The sequence below is a fragment of the Cognataquiflexum aquatile genome, from assembly GCF_003316845.1.
Taxonomy (GTDB): domain Bacteria; phylum Bacteroidota; class Bacteroidia; order Cytophagales; family Cyclobacteriaceae; genus Cognataquiflexum; species Cognataquiflexum aquatile.
This window is the reverse complement of sequence record NZ_QMIK01000001.1, coordinates 1,561,099-1,579,695: the sequence shown is the minus strand read 5'-3', so window position 1 is coordinate 1,579,695 and position 18,597 is coordinate 1,561,099. Positions and strand designations below refer to the sequence as shown.

The window sequence follows — 18,597 nt, the reverse complement described above, 5'->3', positions numbered from 1 at the left end:
TTACTTCAAGATTTAGGCGGCCCAGCGCAGGGGTCCCACCTCTTCCCATCCCGAACAGAGAAGTTAAGCCCTGCAGCGCCGATGGTACTGGGGTTACACCCGGGAGAGTAGGCCGCCGCCACATTATTCAGACCCTCAGTTCATACCTGAGGGTCTTTTTGGTTTTAGGACATTCCACAACAACCTTAACAATCCACGGTTTTCCTGAACAATAAAAAAACAAGGGGTAAAAGAGTTTTTTGAGCCAAACGTGTTTAAAGATTTGCCTTTTGACCACAGGTTTGGGATGTTGCTGTTGTATGACACCAACTTGCCGGTTTAGCTATAGGTCTGGTAAGTCAGAGTATCCTTTACATTACTGTTCCGTAGTCCTTCCCTTACATTTTGACCGTGTTTAAACCGTGTATTCACCGTGTTTGAGAAGGAAGATAGGAGTAGGTGAATTGTCTAAGAATTAAATATAGAATATACCTTGGTAAAAATATAGTTTAGCTGAAAGAGGTATCTGATTTGGTAATATTTGTCAACGATCGAGAAACCCGAAAAAATCCCTCCCTTTAAGTTTTCACCAACTCACATCCACCATTACCGGAAAATGGTCTGAAGGGTACTTCATTCCATAATTGTCTGTCAGGATTCCATGTCTGTGAACGGTGATATTTGGACTGACAAAAATATGGTCAATTATTCCTTCGGGAAGTTTTTCCCAATTGTAACCGTTGAAAGTTCCTTGATTGCCAATGGAAGGGATTTTTGAAATCAGCCTACTGTCTTTCATGTCAGAATTATTAAGAACAGTTTGATACGCCGGATTGTCGGGCATGACATTAAAATCACCCATAAATACAACAGGAAGGTTTTCTGTATTGATTTCTTTTATTTTCCTTATCACCAATTTACTACTCTCTTCTCTTGCTTTTTGACCGATATGGTCATAATGGATATTGAAAACATAGAACTTTTTGCCTTTTTTATTTTCAAATTTCACCCAAGTACAAACCCTATTCAACGCAGCATCCCATCCTTTTGAGGGCTTGTCAGGAGTCTCGGACAGCCAAAATGTGCTTTGATCCAAAACTTTTAGCTTTTCTGGATTGTAGAAAACCGCACTGAATTCTCCTTCTTTCCCGCCTTTGTCCCTGCCGACACCTACATATGGATAACCCAAACCATTTTTGATTTCTTCAAGTTGATGGTACATCCCTTCTTGGGTTCCGATGATGTCCATTTTGTGAAATTTAATTTGATTAATCAAATGAGGCGCACGGTCCTTCCAAAGATTTCCTACGTCATTGGGATTGTCAAACCGGATATTATACGTCGCAATGTTCGTGTTTTGGGCTAAGGAAAAGGTAACCGGAAAAGAATATGCTATAAAAAACAAGGCAACAAGAGAATAAACGCGAATTGAGGAAGGTATCATGGTCTTTGTAATTTTTGATTTCTAAATTTAGCAATTAAATAAAGGCCTTACCGAACCGTTAATAGAAACCGTTGTTATTATCTTAAAATTAAAAAATGAAGACCATCAATCCCAAGGATGTTTCGATTGCCCAATTCCACAGTTACCTGCTCGGTTCTGTAGCCCCGCGTCCGATTGCATTTGCCAGCACAATGGATAAGGAAGGCAATGTCAATTTAAGTCCCTTCAGTTTTTTCAATGTTTTTGGCACCAATCCTCCTGTGTTGGTTTTTTCACCTTCCCGGAGAGTAAGGGACAACACCACAAAGCACAGCCTGGATAATGTACTGGAAGTACCCGAGGTCGTGATCAATATGGTGAACTTCTCTATGGTCGAACAAATGTCTTTGGCAAGTACCGAATACGAAAAAGGTGTCAATGAATTTGTGAAATCCGGGTTTTCGGAAGAATCATCCCTCTTGGTAAAGCCACCCAGAGTAAAGGAAGCCTCTGTGGCTTTCGAATGTAAAGTGCTGCAAGTGTTACCAATAGGTGAAGGAGGAGGGTCAGCCAATCTGGTCATCTGTGAAGTTTTGCTTGCGCATATTTCCGAGCAAATTTTGGATGAAAAAGATCAAATTGACCCATTTAAGTTGGACGCTGTGGCCAGAATGGGAGGGGATTGGTATTGTAGGGCAAATGGGGAAGCTTTATTTGAAATCGCCAAACCAATCAGGAATAAAGGCATTGGCGTTGATAACATTCCTCCCCACATCAGGAACAGTTCGGTTTTGACCGGAAACAACCTTGGGAGATTAGGCAATTGTGAAAGACTTCCCGAACCCATTGAAATCGAACACTATTCTCAGGATGAAACGATTCAGGAAATGAAATTAAGATTTAAAAATGACAGGGAGAGTTTTGATTTTCACTTGCACGGGTATGCCAAACAAGTGTTGGAATCGGGGGATGTCCAAACTGCCTGGAAGATTTTGCTTCAGGAGCAAGAATAAAAAAAGGAGCGTTTAGCTCCTTTTTTTGTTATCTGATCACGATGTCATACGGCATCCTGACCATCATGCCTTCGTATTTTTTGACACTTTCTACCTGTTTGTAAATCGGGTAAAATGTACCTAGTTGTTGCTTTTGATAGAATACCTGCACATCATTGGTGAATTCGCTCAAGAATCTTTCAAACCAAGGTTTTGTCTGCGGATAATAGACCACGCGGTAATCGTCTGCAACTCCGGCTTTTTCAGCAGCGATTTTCACAGCATCATCCAATCCCCCCAATACATCTACCAAACCATTTGCCAATGCCTGGTTTCCTGACCAGACTCTTCCTGATGCAACTTTCATAATATCTTCTTTGCTGCGGTTTCTACCGTCAGCAACTCTTGTCAAAAAGACATCATAACCTTCTTCTACCTGGGCCTGGAAAATACTCTTTTCCATTTCAGAGATTTTTCGGGTTGGGGTAAGGAAATCAGAAAGTTCGCCTGTCTTGACCACATCGGTGGTAATTCCCATTTTGTTGTTAAGAATGCCTTGGGCATTAAACCAAAGGGCGAAAATCCCGATAGAACCTGTTATGGTATTGGGTTGTGCCACTATGGTATCTGCCGCAGCGGCAATGTAATATCCTCCGGATGCGGCAACTTCTCCCATGGAAGCGATGACAGGTTTTTCTTTGCTTGCGAGATCAAGTTCTCTCCAGATCACTTCAGATGCCAATGCAGATCCTCCTGGAGAATTAACCCTCAATACAATAGCCTTTACGTCCTTGTTTTTTCTTGCCTTTTTGATTTCTTCTTTGAAGTTGTCTGAAGCAATGGACCCTTCGGATTTACCGCTGACAATGTCTCCTTCGGCGACAATGACCGCAATCCTGTTTTTAGAAGTAAGGTTTTTGGTTTTAGAAGACCTGTTGATACCGGTCATGGTGATGGTGTTGATGTTATCCTCCTCACCCAATCCAAGTTTTTCTTTCATCAGGTCAATCACCTGATCTTCATACCAGAGTCCGTCAATAAGTTTGTATTCCAAAGCATCACTGAGTTTCCTCACCAGCATTTTGGAGTTAATTTCGGTGATCGAATCCAAGGAAATGCCCCTGCTTTCGCTTATTTCAGTCAAAGCAAAATTATTGAGGTCATTCAGAAAAGAGGCCGTCTGCATTCTGCTCGAGTCACTCATTTTATCCAAAATAAAGGGTTCCACGGCACTTTTGAAATCTCCCACACGGAAAACCTGCGGCTCTATTTCAAGCTTTTCAAACATCCCTTTGAAGAATACCACTTCTGAAGCAAAGCCGTTGAATTCCATCAGACCGGAAGGGTTGATGTAAATGTCATCTGAAATAGAACTCAGAAAATATCCTCCTTCAGTGTAATATTCGCCGTAACTCACAATGAACTTGCCGGAGGATTTGAAATCCTTAAGCGCATCTCTCAGTTCTTTGATTCCGGCCTGTCCGGCTGAAAATGTTCCGGCTTTGATAAAAATCCCTTTTACATTTTCATTTTCTTTTGCTGTTTCAATAGCCCTTTTCAAGGAAGTCAAACCAACCGTCGAAACACCTCCAAAAACGTTGAAGGATGAAAAATCAGGATCGTCCTCACTGCTTCTTTCGACTAGTTGACGTCCTTCGAGGTTCAATAAAAGTACAGTGTTTTCTTTCACATCTACATCACTTTCCGAAGAGGATGAAATGACCGCAATGATGCCGGCAAGAATAAAAAAACTCATTACCGAAAATATTAGCAAGCCAACAATGACTGCCAAAACGTTACCAAGAAATCTCATAATATTTAATTTTGATGGCTAAATTACTTCTTTTTTCTTTATGTTTATCCCAATACAAACCTTAACAGCGGAATGAATCAAGTGGTTTTTATATTAGGGGGGAATCTTGGTGACAGGTTAAGATTAATAGAGGGGAGTGTTGAATTGATGGTCTCTCCTTTTGGTCCCATTACCCGCAAATCTTCCATTTTTGAAACTGCTGCCTGGGGTGGAAAATCTAACGGGAATTACCTCAATCAAGTTCTTGTGTTCAACACATCATTTTTCCCTGAAGAGATTTTAGATGTTATTTTGGAGATAGAATTAAAAATGGGTAGAACAAGAGGAGAGAAGTGGGGTGACCGGACTATGGATATCGATATCCTTTACTTTGGCAATGAAAAATTCCAATCCGAAAGGCTTACTATTCCACACCCATTTCTACAAGAAAGAAGATTTGTTTTGGAACCATTGGCAGAAATTCTCCCTGATTTCGTGCATCCTGTTTTAAATAAAACCAACCGAGAACTTTTGGCACAATGTCCTGACAATTCAAGTGTGCAGGTTTTATAAAAAAAAAAGGAAACCATCCAAATTTTTGAATGGCTTCCCAATTTTTCTTTCTATTTCAATTAGTTCAATTCAGTTTCTCAAGAATTCAATTAACCAATTAACCAATTAACCAATTAACCAATTAACCAATTAACCAATTAACCAATTAACCAATCCCCAACTTTAAATGCTGCTGACTTCTGCTTCTTTGTGGATTTTTTTAACCAAACCCTGAAGTACTTTCCCCGGACCACATTCTACAAAGTGAGTTGCGCCGTCGGCAACCATGTTTTGAACAGACTGAGTCCATTTGACCGGTGCGGTCAGTTGGGCAATCAGATTTTTTTTGATTTCTTCTATGTCAATCACGCCTGTTGTGCTTACGTTTTGGTAAATAGGACAGGTTGGTTGGTGAAATGTGGTTGATTCAATGGCTTTTCGCAGTTTCACTCCGGCAGGTTCCATAAGCGGGGAGTGGAAAGCACCTCCGACAGGCAAAGGCAAAGCCCGTTTTGCCCCGGCTTCTTTCATTTTTTCACAGGCGATTTCTATTCCTTTGTTTGTGCCGGAGATTACCAATTGCCCAGGACAATTGTAATTGGCAGGTACGACAATTTCCTCTTTGATCGAAGCGCAGATTTCTTCTACTTTTTCATCTTCAAGGCCCAAGATAGCGGCCATTCCGGATGGGTTGATTTCACAGGCTTCCTGCATGGCAAGCGCCCTTTGGTAAACCAATTTTAAACCATCCTCAAAGGCTAGAGTTCCATTGGCCACCAAAGCGGAAAATTCACCCAAAGAGTGACCTGCCACCATATCCGGACTGAAATCAGGAGATGTTTTGGCGAGAATTACTGAATGCAAAAAGATGGCCGGCTGGGTTACTTTGGTCTGTTTCAGTTCCTCATCCGAACCTTCAAACATGATGTCAGAAATTCGGAAACCCAAGATTTCATTGGCTTTTTCGAAAAGCCTTCTAGCATCTTCATTGCTTTCATACAGGTCTTTTCCCATACCTGAAAACTGTGCGCCCTGTCCCGGAAAAACGTATGCTTTCATAATTTGTGATTTAATTTTTATTTATGAACCGCAAATATATCAAAAAAAAATGGCCCATGTTTTAGGCCATTTATACATTGCTTTGGAATGAATACCTGTCAGTTGTTTACTTCTGAATGGTGAAAATCTCCCAAATTATAAATTTCCATAATGTCTTTTAATATGGCCTGAAAATCTATGTTCAGGTCAATCAGTTTTCCGGTTTGGATGTCAAAAACCCATCCGTGCACTTTCATATCCCTTTCTTTGATCGCTTTTTGGACTGCTGCAGTTTTGATCAGATTGACACACTGTTCCTGCACGTTCAGTTCCACCAGCCTGTTGTACTTGTCGTTTTCGTCAATGATGGCGTTCAATTCTCTTCTATGAATGCGGTACACATCTCTGATATTTCTCAGCCATGGATTAAGAATCCCAAGGTCGGCAGCCTTCATCGCGGCTTTTACACCGCCACAAAAATAATGGCCACACACCACAACGTGGTTTACACCAAGATTTTGAACTGCGTAGTTGAGTACCGACATGACGTTGAGGTCAATACTGATGACCATGTTGGCGATGTTTCTATGCACAAAAACCTCTCCCGGCTGTACGCCCATCAAATCCTCAGCGGTAACTCTACTATCAGAACAGCCAATGTATAAAATATCCGGGTTTTGTCCTTTGGACAAATCTTCAAAATAATGAGGATCAATCTCAAGCTTGGAGGCGATCCAGTTTTGGTTGTTTTCAAAAACTTTATTTATATCCATCTTTTTAAAGGAGAAATAATTATTGATTTTTTGAAGATAAAAAGAAAACCTAAAATCAGGAGGGATTTTTATACCGATAAGTAAATTATCGGGTAATTTTTCACAAAAATTTTTGTTTTTCTTTCGCAGATGGAATCCTACAGGTTTCTTTTTTGCCAAACCACCTGTACCTGTTTCTGGCAATCCAATCATAGACAGGGTCACGGATAAATGCAGGAACAATACTGAAAATATACATTGCGGGCCAAGGGCTTCCAAGATTCCTCGCGATTTCAAGTGCCGCTTTACTTTTATAAAACACTTGGTTGCCTCTGATCAAAATGATAGAATCAATGTAATTCTGGTTGATTTTATACTCTTTTAGAATTGATTTGGTAGCCTTGTCCTGAAGGGCTCCAAATTTGAATCGGTCATATTTATCCCTTCTAATAACAAAATCGACGGCGTTGTTGCACAAATTGCAGACGCCGTCGAAAAGGATAATATCATACTTGTCTTGGATTCTCATCGGATGATCTGAACAGTCCCTTTGAGTTTTTGTTCTTGTTTTGTAGGATCCAAAACATCAAATTTTACTGTTGCAGTATAGAAATAAGTTCCTGAAGGCAATTCATTGCCGTTTTTATCTGTTCCGTCCCATCTGATATAGACGTCATTTTCATTGGAGGATAGGCTATTGTAATTGAAAACTTCCACACCCCATCTGTTGACAATAAATATCTCTACACCTAATACAAACCTTGGACATTTTGCAAACGGATTGTCAAAAGCCATAAAGGTCTCATTGATACCGTCACCGTTTGGAGTGAAAGCGTTTGGTAGGAAATAACTCGGGCAATTGTCTACACAAACTTTGTTGCTTGGTTCGCTTTCATTTCCGGACCTGTCCACCGCAGTTATGTAATAACAACCTCTATAATTGGAAAGGTCTTTGATGAGGGCTTCTCTCTCAAAAGCAGAGTAAGTTCCGACCAATTCGAATTCGCCATCTTCACCTTCCGGGGTGAAATACAACCTGAAGGCACTCAATTCGTCATCGCAGACACCTGTGAAATTGGGTTCCCAGCTTAGGTCATGTTCATAGGTATTGTTGCCGCAGCCTTTGTCAGATAAATATTCTGTACACTCCGGACCTTCAAAAACCAGAACAGGGGGACAAGGCAGCCTGTCATCATCGGGTCTCGCACAGATGATTTGGGATTTGTTTTCCAAAGGATATTCTATTTCATCCACATTGTAAGCACCTTTTGTGATCACGTAATAGCAATATTCAATGTCCTTTTTCAAAGAAACACCATTGTGCCTGCCATCGTCAAAGTAAGTAAAACCCGCTATGGTGGGATCAACTTCTGCAATCAGGGCAAATGTATTTTCGTCCAACGCGTCCGGGTCATTCCTGTTTCGGTATACTTCATGCTTGTATTGGGAGAGGGAATTATTCCATGGCGTTGTAAATAACCACTTCAACTCGATAGCCTCATTGATGATAACCAGGTCCAATCTTACTGATGAAGCGGAACTGGAACTGTCAATGGTCGTAGTGTTTTCTTTGAGGATTACCTTATAATTATAAACCAGATTTTCGGTATTCAACCCTGTATCTGTAAATGAAGTATCCGAGGTACTGACTACGGAAACCCTGTTTTGGCTTCCTGTAAAACCATTATTCCTTAACAATTCATAGGTGAATGGACCAGGAAACTGGGTCCTATCGATATCATATGGAGGTGTCCATTTTACAAAAATCTGACCCGTAGCAGGATCGGTAGCCTCTACACTGACATTGGTAATCAGGGGTACATCCACGTCTATGGTAATGCAGATTTCTTCGGATACGATACTTTCACCTGATCTTGGACTTGGGAATGCAGCCACGAGCCTATAACAGTATGTGTTTCCGGGTGCGAGACCCTCGCCCATATTGGTATCCAAGAAATCAAATGTCGCCATGTCAGTTGTCCCTACTAACTCATACCCTGCACGGATTCCTGTCTCACAAGAATCAGGTTCATATGGATCGGAATTAATCCTTCTCCACACCTGCATAGTCTGGGCGGAACTGCTGCAGGAATAAGGTGACCATTCTACATTCACTGCTCTTCCCTGTTGCTGTTCGGCGGTTTCCAGGACTGGAGGAGGTCCTATAATTTTGATATTCCAGGTTTTGATATCTACCAAAGCCGGACCAGACTTTGGCTGGTCAGTGATTCTTACCCTTACCTGATATTCTCTTTCCCTAATATGGGCACAGATGGTCTGCCATGTAAAGTTGATCACTCCAGGAGAAAGTTGGTATACAGATTCTGGTTTGTAAGTGGCTGGAGAACTCAATATTTCTATAGGATCACCAAAAACCTCAATTTTGATCGGATCACCATCCGGGTCCGATCCTTGGATGATCTCTTCGATTTTGGTGCCTGCTACCACGCAAAGGTCATCAGGAAGGATCAAAACCGGTCTTTTGTTATTTGAGTTTTCAATGATGATCTGCATGTCACGTACGACATATCCTATTATCTGCCATTCTCCTGCGATTCTTCGCCACTCAATTATCCGAAATGCCACATTATATTGACCAGCTAGACCTGGTGCATCCCAAACCAGATCCCCGGTAAAAGGATCCACTGTAAGAAAAGGACCTGCTGAACCGTCTTCTTTATTGAAACTGAATTCGGAAGTAGCAGGGCTTCTGTAGTTATTTACAGGTCTTTGGAACGCTTGCTTTGGGATATCCAAGCTGTAAGACAAACTGTCTCCATCAGGATCAAATGCACCGGGATTGTGGATGAACCTCCTGTTTACAGCACCATTGTCCACAGGAGGGATGGTTAGTACGGGTGAGTTATTTACTCCGATAAATGGATCAATGGTAATCATGGTTTCCACATAAAATGGTGTTTCCACCGAATTATCCATATTCAGGGTTAAGTCATTCCTGTTGAATTCCCTAAACCAAATTGTATACCTACCCGGACCCTGAAAAGTATGTTCAATGACAAATGTGTTTTTTTCGATTTGGTTACCCAATGATTCGACCAACACAAAGTCACTTTCAGTGTTGAGGCTTACTTGTCTTCCATCTCCAAAATTGATATCTCCCGGGCCAAAAATCACACTTGATCTGGTATCCGTATAGCCTACAACGGTGATCTTATATGTCAGTGTCTGAACGGATACACGCTCTGCGGTAATCTCCCCTGCACGGATATGGGTTGCATATACCTGGGTGACAGATAGGATTAAAAGGCACAGGGAAAATAAAAATGAATATTTAAATCTCATGCAGGTAGAATTTGATCATCAAGATATACGAAAATAAATAAATCAGGATGAAATTATTTACTTAAATCAAACAATAAAAATAAACAGTTGGTTAGACATGTGTTCCAAAAAAACGAAAAGAAGCTATTTTAATTGTCTATTTAGAATAATTTAAAATAAGTTCAATCGATTGTTCTCAGATTGTTTACTAACCTTTCCAAATGTAAATTTGGCGACGAAGTTTAAAAACCTATTTTCAATCGAACACTTAAGAAAAATCATATGAGTTGGGTATCAAAAACCTTAAGCAGCACCTTGGGCAGGAAATTATTAATGGCCCTTACCGGATTGTTTCTAATATTATTTCTGGTTATCCACCTGATCGGTAACCTTCAGCTTTTATTCCCCGACAATGGTGAGTCTTTCAACCTCTATGCAGACAGCATGGCCCACAATCCTCTCATCAGGCTCGTGTCAATTGGGAACTTCGCCTTTATTCTCCTTCATGTTGTTTATTCCATTTTGTTGTCAAGGTATAATAAAAATTCCAGACCAATTGATTATGCGGTGAGCAAAGCCTCGACCAACAGCACATGGTCTTCCAGAAATATGGGGATTCTTGGTACAGTGATTTTGATATTTCTCTTGGTACACCTCAAGGGATTCTATTATGAAATCAAATTCGGAGAAATGCCGGTGGTAGATTATGCCGGAGTTACTTATAAAAATGTCTTTGCGATAGTTGCGGCCGCGTACTCCAATTTACTGTATGTGGTATTTTATGTAGTGGCTATGGGCTTCCTGGGTTTTCACCTGTCCCATGGATTTGCAAGTGCATTTCAGACGCTTGGTCTAAACCATGTGAAATATTCTCCTTTGATCCAGAAAGTCGGTTTTGGCTTTGCGATCGCAGTTCCGGCTCTTTTTGCCTTGATTCCTATAGTGATGTACATCTGGTCGCTTTGATTGGATTGATTAAAAATGAATGTAGAAAATTAAATCTGACCTAGATGATACTGGATTCTAAAATACCTGAAGGCCCATTGGCAGAAAAATGGACCAAACATAAATTTAACGTGAAGTTGGTCAACCCGGCCAATAAAAGGAAATATGATGTCATAGTCGTTGGGACAGGTCTCGCAGGCGCTTCAGCCGCAGCTTCTTTGGCGGAGTTGGGGTACAATGTAAAAGCGTTTTGTTTCCAGGACAGTCCAAGAAGGGCGCATTCTATTGCTGCCCAGGGAGGAATCAATGCCGCTAAAAACTACCAAAATGATGGGGATTCAGTGTACAGGTTGTTTTATGACACTATCAAAGGCGGTGACTACAGAGCTAGAGAATCCAATGTCTACCGCTTGGCAGAAGTTTCTGTAAAGATCATTGATCAATGTGTGGCTCAGGGTGTCCCTTTTGCACGTGAATATGGTGGTTTGTTGGCCAACCGATCTTTTGGTGGGGCACAGGTTTCCAGGACTTTTTATGCAAGAGGTCAGACCGGACAGCAATTACTTTTGGGTGCTTATTCGGCATTGAGCCGTCAGGTTGCAAATGGCAAAGTAAAATTGTACCCACGTACTGAAATGATGGATGTGGTGACCATTGATGGAAAAGCCAGGGGAATCATCACCCGAAATCTGATTACAGGTGCTATAGAATCTCACTCTGCACATGCAGTTTTACTTTGCACCGGAGGATATGGCAACGTTTTCTTTCTCTCTACCAATGCCATGGGGTCCAATGTGACTGCGGCTTGGAGAGCGCACAAAAAAGGTGCCCTGATGGCAAATCCATGCTTTACGCAGATCCACCCTACATGTATTCCGGTGTCAGGAGACCACCAGTCCAAATTGACACTGATGTCTGAATCATTAAGAAACGACGGAAGGGTTTGGGTGCCTGCCACTGTTGCTACTGCAGAAAAACTCAGAAAAGGACAAATCAAAGCCAACGAAATCAAAGAGGAAGACAGGGATTATTTCTTGGAAAGAAAGTATCCTTCCTTCGGCAACCTTGTGCCAAGAGATGTGGCCTCAAGAAATGCAAAATATGTTTGTGATGAAGGTAGAGGAGTAAATGAAACCGGAGAGGCTGTTTTCTTGGATTTCAGGGATGCCATCAAAAGAGATGGAAAAGACACCATCAGCGCCAAGTATGGGAACCTGTTTGATATGTATCAGCAGATCACAGGAGAAAATCCTTATGAAATGCCAATGATGATCTATCCTGCAGTCCACTACACAATGGGCGGACTTTGGGTGGATTACAACCTGATGACCAATGTTCCCGGCTTGTATGCGTTGGGTGAAGCCAACTTCTCAGACCACGGAGCAAACAGATTGGGAGCTTCTGCCTTGATGCAGGGACTTGCAGATGGGTATTTTGTGATTCCTTACACTATTGGAGATTATTTGGCACAAAATCCTGCCGGAAAAATCGGAACAGACCATCAGGAATTTCAAAAGGCCGAAAAGGAGGTAAAAGATAGGATTCAAAAACTTCTCGGTATCAAAGGCGAAAAAACCATTGACCATTTTCATAAGAGATTGGGCAAGATAATGTGGGATTATTGCGGAATGGCTAGAACAGAAGAAGGCCTGAAAAAGGCCAAAGCCATGATCAAAGAACTGAAAGCGGAGTTTTGGTCCAATGTCAAAGTTCTTGGAGACAATGAAGAACTCAACCAATCTCTGGAAAAAGCACATAGAGTTGCAGACTTCATTGAATTGGGAGAACTGATGGTGGATGATGCTTTGAACAGAAATGAATCCTGCGGTGGTCACTTCAGGGAAGAATACCAGACTCCTGAAGGAGAAGCCCTTAGAGACGATGAAGGTTTCGCCTATGTGGCAGCTTGGAAATACATTGGAGAAGGTCAGGAAGAGGAATTGGTCAAAGAACCGTTGATATTCGAAAACGTAAAGCTGACCCAAAGAAGTTATAAGTAAACCAGACGCATTTAACTCGGTAGAGATATGAATTTAACTTTGAAAATCTGGAGACAGAAAAACAACTCCGACAAGGGGGGATTTAAAGATTACAAATTGGGAGGAGTATCCGAGGATATGTCATTCCTTGAAATGCTTGATGTACTTAATGAAGAACTTTCAGGCAAAGGCGAAGATCCTGTACATTTTGACCATGATTGTAGAGAAGGAATCTGCGGCATGTGCTCTCTTTATATCAACGGAAAGCCACATGGCCCTCAGCAAACTACTACTTGTCAGTTGCACATGCGTTCTTTCCATGATGGAGAGACCATCACCATCGAACCATGGAGAGCAAAAGCATTTCCGGTATTAAAGGATTTAGTGACAGACAGATCAGCCTTTGATAGGATAATCCAAGCAGGAGGGTATGTTTCTGTAAATACAGGAGGTGTTCCGGATGCCAATGAAATCCCCATTCCAAAAACCATCGCAGATATGGCAATGGATGCAGCACAGTGTATCGGATGCGGTGCCTGTGTAGCCGCCTGCAAAAATGCCTCGGCCATGTTGTTTACTTCTGCCAAAGTTTCTCAGTTGGCATTGTTGCCGCAAGGTCAGGTAGAAAGGAAAACCAGAGCAGAGAAAATGGTCGCTCAGATGGATGCAGAAGGATTCGGAGCTTGTACCAACACCGGTGCCTGTGAAGCTGAATGTCCAAAAGGAATCAGTATTACAAACATTGCCCGTATGAACAGGGAATATTTCTCTGCAGTAGTAAGCAGTCAAAACGTTTAATAGTAGCAAATATGCAATACAAAAAAAGCCGGCTTGTCCGGCTTTTTTTATTAGTACTCATCATTGATTTCTATCCAATACCCATCCGGGTCTTGGACGTAGATCTGCTTGATGCCATCGGGACGGATATTGACTTTGTTTTTATTCCCCGGCCAATCCTCATAGTCTACCCCTTGCTTTTTTAGGTTGGCAATGATCAAATCCATATCAGAAACGCTAAAGCAGATATGGTTGATTTTGTTGATTGTCACAGGTTCCCATGGTGCCTCGATGAGATGGAGGGACAGGTTGTTTCCAATATTCAACCATGTGTGCAATCCATCTTTGAAGGGTTCCTCAATTTCAGGAAATTGGAATATGTTTTTATAAGAATCACTGCTTCTCTTCAATTCCTTCACATAAACTGCGATATGGGTGATTTTTGAATGTTGCGCCATAAGATTATTAGGTATCAGGGGCAAAGTGAAAATAATCAATGCAAATATGACCTGTTTTTTCATCGTACTTTGGGTTTGGTATTTTTGAAGGTACAGTTTTTATCAAAATTTTCCGCTAAAATAAGAGGACCAGATTTTTGTGGACAAAAAAAATGGGGTTGATTAAACCCCATTTTTCTATTTTTTTTACTCTTTGGCTTTGGAAGACAAAGCCAGCTTCTCGGCTTCATCAAAAAGCTCCAAGGCCCGTAGATAGACTTCATTGATGTCATTGATCACCATATAGAAGGCATTGTCATCGTATATCTGTCTTCCCATATGCGCTTTGAGAAGGACTTTGAGATAGTTTTTGGATTTGTTGAAATCCTTTTCATCAAACTTCACTTTGTTTCTTTCTCCTACTTTGACCAATCCCTGAAGCATTTCATCTGAGATTTGGTATTTCTTATAGTAGTCTTCGAAGCTCATGCCATCGAATTTTTTCTTGTTCTTATCCAAATAATCAAGGATAAATTCCCTTGAAGAATCAGAATTGAATAGTCTATTCACATATGCGCTCGACATGGTAGTGTCAAGTGGTACAAAGAAGTCAGGCATGATGCCGCCACCGCCAAATACAGCCCTTCCTGAGACAGTTTCATACTTTAAGCTATCATTGAATTTGATACTGTCAGCAGAGAAAAACTCCCCATGCTCAAATCTTTTTGACCAATCACTGCCATAATCTTCATCTGTTCCATAAGGTTTTTGGATGGATCTGCCTGAAGGGGTGTAATACCTCGCGATGGTAAGTCTTAACTCGGCACCATCTGAAAGGTCAATCGGCATCTGTACCAATCCTTTTCCAAAGGACCTTCTGCCGACTATCAGGCCACGGTCATTATCCTGCAAAGCACCTGCAACGATTTCTGATGCGGAAGCACTTCCCTCATTGATCAATACAATCACTGATCCATCTTCAAATAGACCAGGCTTGACGGCATATGCTTTCTGGTTGTACCGGTTCAGTTTTCCTTTTTGAGATACAATCAGAGAGTTTGAATTTAGGATTTCGTCAGCAATATTGATAGCAGCACCCATATATCCGCCTGGATTATTTTGAAGATCAAGGATAAGTTTTTTCATCCCCTTTTCTTTCAGTTCGGTCACGGATTTTTTGAATTCTTCATGTGTAGTGGCACCGAATCTTGTTACTTTGATATAGCCAACCTCATCATTGACCATGTAAGAAGCATTGATACTATATTGGGGTATTTTGTCCCGAATGATATCATATGGAATCAGTTCCTTTTGGTTTTTTCTTTTGATTTCCACGTTTACTTTGCTGCCTCGGGGGCCACGCAACAGATCAAATACATCACGGTTGGTGATTCCTGTGCCGGCTACAGTTTTGCCATCTACGACGATGATTTGGTCTCCGGATTGGATACCAAGCTTTTCGGAAGGACCTCCTGTAAGTGGCGCTACCACATAAATGGTGTCCCTGATTATACCGAACTCCACACCGATGCCATCAAATTCCCCATCCAACTCGGATTTGGCCAAAGTAGCATCCCTCGCAGGTATGTAGGTGGAATGGGGATCAAGCTTTTCCAGCATCTTTTCAATGCCAAATTCGACAAGTTCATTGGTATTGACACTGTCCACATAATCCCTGTTGATATAAGTGACTATTTCCTGAAGCTTATATATTGCTGCTTTGAGGTCATTGGTGTCACTTTTTGGCTCTGCAAATGTGGCTCCTATCCAAATGCCTGCGGATATGGCCAAAGCCAAAATCAGAGGCAATCTAATTTGCTGTTTTGTGTTTTTGATTTCGCTCACGATATCCTCCTATTAGTAAATTCAAAATCTATTTTGGTAATGACAATTTCCAAATATAACAGTAAACTGTTATTTGGGCCATTTCGTTTTGATAAACGCAATAAATTCATTTTTGATGAATACTCTAAGTGTAATTGGTTAATTTACCTTAATTTTGCAAACATGTTTGATTCCAAAGATATCGAAAAAAGCCCCATCAAAGAACTCGTTTCGGAGAATTATGTCTTTGCTGCGGTACTTCATTATTTCGGGATCAGCTTTTTTCAATACGAGCACAATTCGCTTTTTGAGGTCTGCAAAAAATACAAAATTAATTCACAACAACTGATCGATGAACTTGAATCTTGGGCAAAGGTAAAAGAGCCTACGTCTGAAGAGCTTTACCTGCACCCCATAGAAGTACTCGTCTCTTACCTCAAAAGAAAGCATTACTTTTTTGTCCGGCAGGAGTTGCCTTTTTTATCCAATATGATTTCCGGAATAAAAGTCAATGAGGATATTTATGCGGGGATTTTAGCTGACTTAAAGATCATGTTTCCTCTTTTTGTAGATGACTTTATCCATCACATCCACGAGGAGGAAAGTCGCCTTTTCAATAGAATTAAATTGCTTCATCAAATCGAATCCGATGAATACCGACTTAATGATGCTTTGCATATCTTGGAAAAAAGTCCTGTAACATTGCTTTCCGAAGCCCACGATGCCCATGATGATGAGATGGAGGGAATCAGAAAACTCACTAAGGATTATTTTTTGCCTGAAGATGCACCCATTAGTATGAAAGTTCTTTATAATGAGTTGCAGGTTTTTGAAAAAGAATTGAGTATCCATGCCCAAATTGAAGACCAACTGCTTTTTCCCAAAGCCATTGAACTGGAAAAAGAAGTACTGAGAAAGGTGAAAAAGAAAATCCGCAATAACTGATGGCCAGAATTTTATCCATTGACTTGGGAACCAAAAGGACAGGTATCGCAGTTACAGACCCGCTGAAGATGCTCGCCAATCCTCTTGAAATGGTAGAAACGCCAAAGCTCATTGATTTTCTTACTTCCTATTTTAAAAAAGAAGAAGTGGAAACCATTGTCTTGGGTTATCCCCGACACCTAGACGGAAATCCCAATGAAATGACACCCAAAGTCATCAGTTTGAAAGAAAGGCTCTCCAAACTGTTTCCTGACAAGAAACTCGTTCTCGTTGACGAGCGTTTCACCTCCAAAATGGCCATGCAGACCATGATTGCTATGGGAAGCAAGAAAAAAGACCGAATAGAAAAGGCCGGCAACCTAGACAAAGTCAGTGCCGCCATTATCCTCCAATCTTACCTAGAACAAATATGATTTACCCAATTGTCGCCTATGGAAACCCAATCCTTAAAAAAGAGGCAGAAGAAATCCATGAAGGCGAAAACATCAATGAACTGATTCAGGATATGTTCACTACGATGGACAATGCGAGCGGGGTAGGCTTAGCCGCCCCACAAATCAATAAAGGAATCAGGCTTTTTGTGATTGACAGTACTTTGATGCTTGATGAAAAAGACGAGGAAAAAGGGATCAGAAGGGTTTTTATCAATCCCATCATTTTGGATGAATATGGGGACAATTACAGCTTTGAAGAGGGGTGTCTCAGTATCCCCGATATCAGGGCTGAGATCATCCGACCTGAAAAACTCACTTTGGAATATTTTGACGAAAACTGGAACCTGAAGGAAGAGCAGTTTTCGGGCATGACAGCACGGGTGATTCAGCATGAATATGACCACTTGGAGGGTATCCTTTTTATCGATTATCTCAAGGGTCTCAAAAAGCGGATGGTTCAAAGCAAACTTGTAGACATCAGCAAGGGTAAAGTTTCCACTGATTACAGGATGGTTTACCCATTGAAATAAGGTTCTTTTACAAAATCCGCCCATGAATTCCACTTCTCTGAAAATAGCACTGGTTCAGACTGACCTTTATTGGAAAGACAAAACCGCAAACATGGCCATGTTGGAAGAAAGGCTAATGAATTTTGCTTCGGATGTTGACCTGATCATATTGCCCGAGATGTTCACAACGGGTTTTACCATGGATGCCAAAGAAGTGGCCGAACCAATGAATTTCACCACCACCAAATGGATGAAGCAGATGGCTGCCCAAACACAGGCCTTGGTGACCGGAAGCATTGTCATCGAAGAAAAAGGAAATTATTACAACCGCCTACTTTGGGTCAGTCCCGATGGGAAAGTTGATTTTTATGACAAAAGACACCTGTTCAGAATGGCCGGTGAAGATGCCAATTATGACATGGGTAAGGAAAGGAAAGTTTTTAAATGGAAAGGATGGAAAATCATGCCACAGATTTGCTACGATCTCCGATTTCCTGTTTGGACAAGAAATAGGGTTGAGGATGACAAGCTGGAATACGACCTTCTTTTTTATGTGGCAAGCTGGCCGAGTCCAAGAATCAGTGCATGGGATATTTTGCTGAAAGCTAGGGCTGTAGAAAATCTTTCCTATTCCATCGGTGTGAACAGGATCGGTCAGGACGGAAATGGCATCCCTTATTCCGGGCATTCTGCAGCTTATAATTTCAAAGGGGAAACTTTGGGTTTCTCTGACAGCAAAGAAGAAATTTTATTCATTGACCTTGATCTAAATTCCCTGTCGGAATACAGGGAGAAGTTTCCGGCTTGGCTTGATGTGGATGGATTTGATTTACAATGATTTTTTAAATTATCCATTTGGGATTTTGACCATAATTCACCGAATTTCTCTGTTCTGATCGCTGATTTTCCCTTGGTATAATCCCTATTTGAAACCGCG

17 protein-coding genes and 1 rRNA gene are annotated in these 18,597 nt (G+C 41.3%); 10 read left to right on the top strand and 8 right to left on the bottom strand.

Annotation, left to right across the window (positions count from 1 at the left end):
* Positions 1-12: 12 nt before the first annotated feature.
* Positions 13-124, top strand: a 5S ribosomal RNA gene (rrf, locus tag DQW11_RS06420).
* A gap of 441 nt (positions 125-565) precedes the next feature.
* On the opposite strand, the gene DQW11_RS06415 is transcribed toward rrf, so the two are convergent.
* Positions 566-1,423 (bottom strand): endonuclease/exonuclease/phosphatase family protein, encoded by an 858-nt coding sequence (locus DQW11_RS06415; RefSeq protein ID WP_113923120.1) that lies wholly within the window; start codon positions 1,421-1,423, stop codon positions 566-568.
* A 95-nt stretch (positions 1,424-1,518) separates the two neighbouring features.
* Here DQW11_RS06415 and DQW11_RS06410 point away from each other — a divergent pair, with 95 nt between their 5' ends.
* A complete protein-coding gene (locus DQW11_RS06410) occupies positions 1,519-2,415 on the top strand; it encodes a flavin reductase family protein (RefSeq protein WP_113923119.1) in 897 nt (298 codons plus the stop codon).
* 28 nt (positions 2,416-2,443) lie between these two features.
* Here DQW11_RS06410 and sppA read toward each other — a convergent pair whose 3' ends face one another.
* On the bottom strand, positions 2,444-4,207 hold the full coding sequence (sppA, locus tag DQW11_RS06405; protein ID WP_113923118.1) for a signal peptide peptidase SppA: 1,764 nt from the start codon (positions 4,205-4,207) through the stop codon (positions 2,444-2,446).
* 72 nt (positions 4,208-4,279) lie between these two features.
* Between sppA and folK the strand changes: the two genes are divergently transcribed.
* Positions 4,280-4,759, top strand: coding sequence for a 2-amino-4-hydroxy-6-hydroxymethyldihydropteridine diphosphokinase (gene folK, locus DQW11_RS06400; RefSeq protein WP_113923117.1), 480 nt, complete (start codon positions 4,280-4,282; stop codon positions 4,757-4,759).
* A gap of 162 nt (positions 4,760-4,921) precedes the next feature.
* Here folK and fabD read toward each other — a convergent pair whose 3' ends face one another.
* From fabD to DQW11_RS06380, 4 genes are all read right to left on the bottom strand, one after another.
* The gene (gene fabD, locus DQW11_RS06395) at positions 4,922-5,797 is read right to left on the bottom strand and encodes an ACP S-malonyltransferase (protein ID WP_113923116.1); all 876 of its coding nucleotides are present in this window, start codon (positions 5,795-5,797) and stop codon (positions 4,922-4,924) included.
* Between the two features lie 98 nt (positions 5,798-5,895).
* Positions 5,896-6,549, bottom strand: a complete 654-nt coding sequence (locus DQW11_RS06390) for a carbonic anhydrase (RefSeq protein WP_113923244.1) — start codon at positions 6,547-6,549, stop codon at positions 5,896-5,898.
* Positions 6,550-6,649: 100 nt separating this feature from the next.
* Positions 6,650-7,057, bottom strand: a complete 408-nt coding sequence (locus DQW11_RS06385) for a thiol-disulfide oxidoreductase DCC family protein (protein WP_113923115.1) — start codon at positions 7,055-7,057, stop codon at positions 6,650-6,652.
* Positions 7,054-9,831, bottom strand: coding sequence for a T9SS type B sorting domain-containing protein (locus tag DQW11_RS06380; RefSeq protein WP_113923114.1), 2,778 nt, complete (start codon positions 9,829-9,831; stop codon positions 7,054-7,056). The genes DQW11_RS06385 and DQW11_RS06380 overlap by 4 nt, the downstream gene beginning before the upstream one ends.
* A gap of 261 nt (positions 9,832-10,092) precedes the next feature.
* On the opposite strand from DQW11_RS06380, the gene DQW11_RS06375 reads away from it, so the two are divergent.
* Genes DQW11_RS06375 through DQW11_RS06365 form a run of 3 tightly spaced genes read left to right on the top strand, consistent with a single transcriptional unit; the run spans position 10,093 to position 13,532 of the window.
* Positions 10,093-10,776: a succinate dehydrogenase cytochrome b subunit gene (locus DQW11_RS06375; protein WP_113923113.1), complete on the top strand. Its 684-nt coding sequence runs from the start codon at positions 10,093-10,095 to the stop codon at positions 10,774-10,776.
* A gap of 44 nt (positions 10,777-10,820) precedes the next feature.
* Positions 10,821-12,755 (top strand): fumarate reductase/succinate dehydrogenase flavoprotein subunit, encoded by a 1,935-nt coding sequence (locus tag DQW11_RS06370; protein ID WP_113923112.1) that lies wholly within the window; start codon positions 10,821-10,823, stop codon positions 12,753-12,755.
* Positions 12,756-12,782: 27 nt separating this feature from the next.
* Positions 12,783-13,532, top strand: a complete 750-nt coding sequence (locus DQW11_RS06365) for a succinate dehydrogenase/fumarate reductase iron-sulfur subunit (protein WP_113923111.1) — start codon at positions 12,783-12,785, stop codon at positions 13,530-13,532.
* Positions 13,533-13,582: 50 nt separating this feature from the next.
* On the opposite strand, the gene DQW11_RS06360 is transcribed toward DQW11_RS06365, so the two are convergent.
* Together DQW11_RS06360 and DQW11_RS06355 are read right to left on the bottom strand one after the other, a co-directional pair.
* Positions 13,583-14,032, bottom strand: a complete 450-nt coding sequence (locus DQW11_RS06360; protein WP_113923110.1) for a VOC family protein — start codon at positions 14,030-14,032, stop codon at positions 13,583-13,585.
* A gap of 123 nt (positions 14,033-14,155) precedes the next feature.
* Complete coding sequence (locus DQW11_RS06355) at positions 14,156-15,793, bottom strand: S41 family peptidase (RefSeq protein WP_113923109.1); 1,638 nt, start codon at positions 15,791-15,793, stop codon at positions 14,156-14,158.
* A gap of 162 nt (positions 15,794-15,955) precedes the next feature.
* Between DQW11_RS06355 and DQW11_RS06350 the strand changes: the two genes are divergently transcribed.
* From DQW11_RS06350 to DQW11_RS06335, 4 genes are read left to right on the top strand one after another with little or no spacing between them, the layout of a single operon-like run.
* The gene (locus DQW11_RS06350) at positions 15,956-16,717 is read left to right on the top strand and encodes a hemerythrin HHE cation-binding protein (RefSeq protein ID WP_113923108.1); all 762 of its coding nucleotides are present in this window, start codon (positions 15,956-15,958) and stop codon (positions 16,715-16,717) included.
* The gene (ruvX, locus tag DQW11_RS06345; RefSeq protein WP_113923107.1) at positions 16,717-17,130 is read left to right on the top strand and encodes a Holliday junction resolvase RuvX; all 414 of its coding nucleotides are present in this window, start codon (positions 16,717-16,719) and stop codon (positions 17,128-17,130) included. The genes DQW11_RS06350 and ruvX overlap by 1 nt, the downstream gene beginning before the upstream one ends.
* Positions 17,127-17,681 (top strand): peptide deformylase, encoded by a 555-nt coding sequence (gene def / locus DQW11_RS06340; RefSeq protein ID WP_113923106.1) that lies wholly within the window; start codon positions 17,127-17,129, stop codon positions 17,679-17,681. The genes ruvX and def overlap by 4 nt, the downstream gene beginning before the upstream one ends.
* Before the next feature lie 22 nt (positions 17,682-17,703).
* Positions 17,704-18,498 carry an amidohydrolase gene (locus tag DQW11_RS06335; protein ID WP_113923105.1) on the top strand — a complete coding sequence of 265 codons (795 nt, stop codon included), beginning with the start codon at positions 17,704-17,706 and terminating at the stop codon, positions 18,496-18,498.
* Positions 18,499-18,597: the final 99 nt, after the last annotated feature.